This is a genomic window from Carnobacterium sp. (genome assembly GCF_032094055.1).
Taxonomy (GTDB): domain Bacteria; phylum Bacillota; class Bacilli; order Lactobacillales; family Carnobacteriaceae; genus Carnobacterium_A.
The window spans coordinates 4,411-6,764 of the sequence record NZ_DAMDAK010000109.1 but is presented as its reverse complement, the minus strand read 5'-3'; the positions used below and the strand labels follow the sequence as shown (position 1 = coordinate 6,764).

The 2,354-nt window shown below is 37.9% G+C and carries 1 protein-coding gene; it reads right to left on the bottom strand.

What is annotated here, in order from left to right; all coding sequences use genetic code 11:
* Nucleotides 1–244: 244 nt before the first annotated feature.
* Nucleotides 245–2,354, bottom strand: a 2,110-nt coding sequence (ileS, locus tag RT405_RS12475; RefSeq protein WP_313470110.1) for an isoleucine--tRNA ligase, incomplete at its 5' end; no start/stop codon positions are given.

The following is a 2,354-nucleotide window of genomic DNA, read 5'->3' as shown; positions in this document are numbered from 1 at the left end:
ATTTTTTCTTCTACCTCCGTTTATCTATATTGTAACAATTTCTTTATAAAAAATTTTATTAAAGAAAACTTTTCGCTTTAATTATAATAGAATATTTTTTCTTATGCAAGGGGTTACTTTGTTTATATACCAAGGATTCGTTCGGACGGGAAGGCTCCTGCCAGTGACTTCTAACTTCGATAATTGATTTTCACCATTAAGTTCTAGCTCAAGCCCAATACAGAAAAACTCGCTAGAGTTGCTTTTATTCTTCTGAAGTTAAAGCTTCTGGAAAGTTTTCTGAAACAATAGCGGCACAACGACTGCATAGTGTTGGAGCTTGTTCATTGCTACCAACATCTTCTCGGATAGCACGGCATCTTTCACATGTTTCTCCATGTGCATGTTCAACCACTACAGCAAATGATTCAAATTGTAGAGCTGTTTCAGGTGCCTCACTCTTATCAGCAGCAATCTCTAATTCAGATACAATAAATAATTGTCCAATATTGCTGTTCAAAGTGACAAACAAATCTTTAGTTGGTTCTGTTGGATAGAGAGTTAATTTAGCTTCAAATGATTTACCAATTTTCTTCTCATTTCGTGCTTCTTCTAAAGCTTTTTGCACATCTTGACGAATAGCCATAAATGCACTCCACATATCCATCAGCTCTGCTTCATTTTCATATGTTTCAACTTGAGGCATTTCAGATAACTGAACAAATTCTTCAGCCTCGCTTAATAATCCCCAAATTTCTTCTGCTGTATGCGGTAAAATAGGCGTTAACAATTTAGTTAATTTAACCAATACTTCATAAAAAACGGTTTGCATTGCTCGGCGTTCATAAGCATCTTCTGCTTCGATATAAACAACATCTTTAGCAAAGTCTAAATAAAATTGAGACAAATCAACCGTACAGAAGTTATTTATTAATTGGTAGATTGCCGAAAATTCATATTTTTCATAATGTGATACGGTTTTTTCAACCAATTGATTCAAACGAACCAACATGTATTTGTCGACAGAACGCAAATCATTAAAGGCAACAGTATGTTGTGCAGGCTTAAAATCAGAGGTATTAGCGAGTAAAAAGCGCATAGTATTGCGGATCTTACGATAAACTTCCGAAACTTGTTTCAGAATTTCGTCGCTGACACGTACATCGGCTTGAGCATCTACACTAGAGACCCAAAGACGAATAATGTCTGCTCCCATTTGTTTTGTTACTTTATCAGGAGACATCGTATTGCCTAGCGATTTACTCATTTTACGACCTTCGCCGTCTAAAACCATTCCTTGAGACAAAACTGTTTTGTAAGGTGCTACGCCGTTAATGGCCACGCTTGTTGTAATACTTGAGTTAAACCAGCCGCGGTATTGATCAGAACCCTCCAAATACATATCCGCCGGGAAAGATAAATTAGCTCTTCCTCTTAAGACAGCTTCATGAGACGAGCCAGAGTCAAACCAAACATCCATGATATCTTTTTCTTTTGTAAAGTGATTATTCGGACTTGATGGGTGTGTGAAGCCTTCAGGTAATAAGTCTTTGGCTTCTCGTTCAAACCAAACGTTAGAACCAAATTCCCCAAATAATGTTGCAACATGATCGATCGTTTCTGGAGTAATAATGGGTTCACCATTTTCCCCATAAAAGATTGGCAAAGGCACACCCCATGCACGTTGACGAGAAATAACCCAATCACCACGATCACGTACCATATTGTAAAGCCGTTGCATTCCCCATTGTTGCACCCAGTTTACACCTTTGACAGCTTCCAATATTTCTTCTCTGAACTGATCAATAGAAGCGAACCATTGTGGTGTTGCCCGGAAAATAACCGGTTTTTTAGTACGCCAGTCATGCGGATAACTATGCATAAAGAAGCTTAAATGCAATAATGCACCTTTTTCTTCTAGCATCTCTGTAATAATCTTGTTTCCTTTATCATAAAAGATACCTTCTAACCCCGGTGCTTCATTTGTAAAACAGCCTTTATCATCGATTGGCGACAAAACGCCCAATTTGTACTTCTGTCCAACAATAAAGTCATCGTCTCCATGTCCTGGAGCAGTATGCACTAACCCAGTACCAGCGTCTAATGTAACGTGATTTCCTAAAATAACCAACGAGGTACGATCATATAGTGGATGCTGAACTGTCATATATTCTAAATCTTTCCCTTTAAGTTCATTGATGATTTCGACTTGCTTCCAGCCAATTTCTTCCGTAACTTTTTCAACTAATTCTTTAGCCAAAACATATTTTTTACCATCTGCTACAACAACGGCGTATTCGTATTCTGGATGAACCGAAATTCCTAAGTTTGAAGGAATCGTCCAAGGTGTCGTGGTCCAGATTACGAAAGAAGTG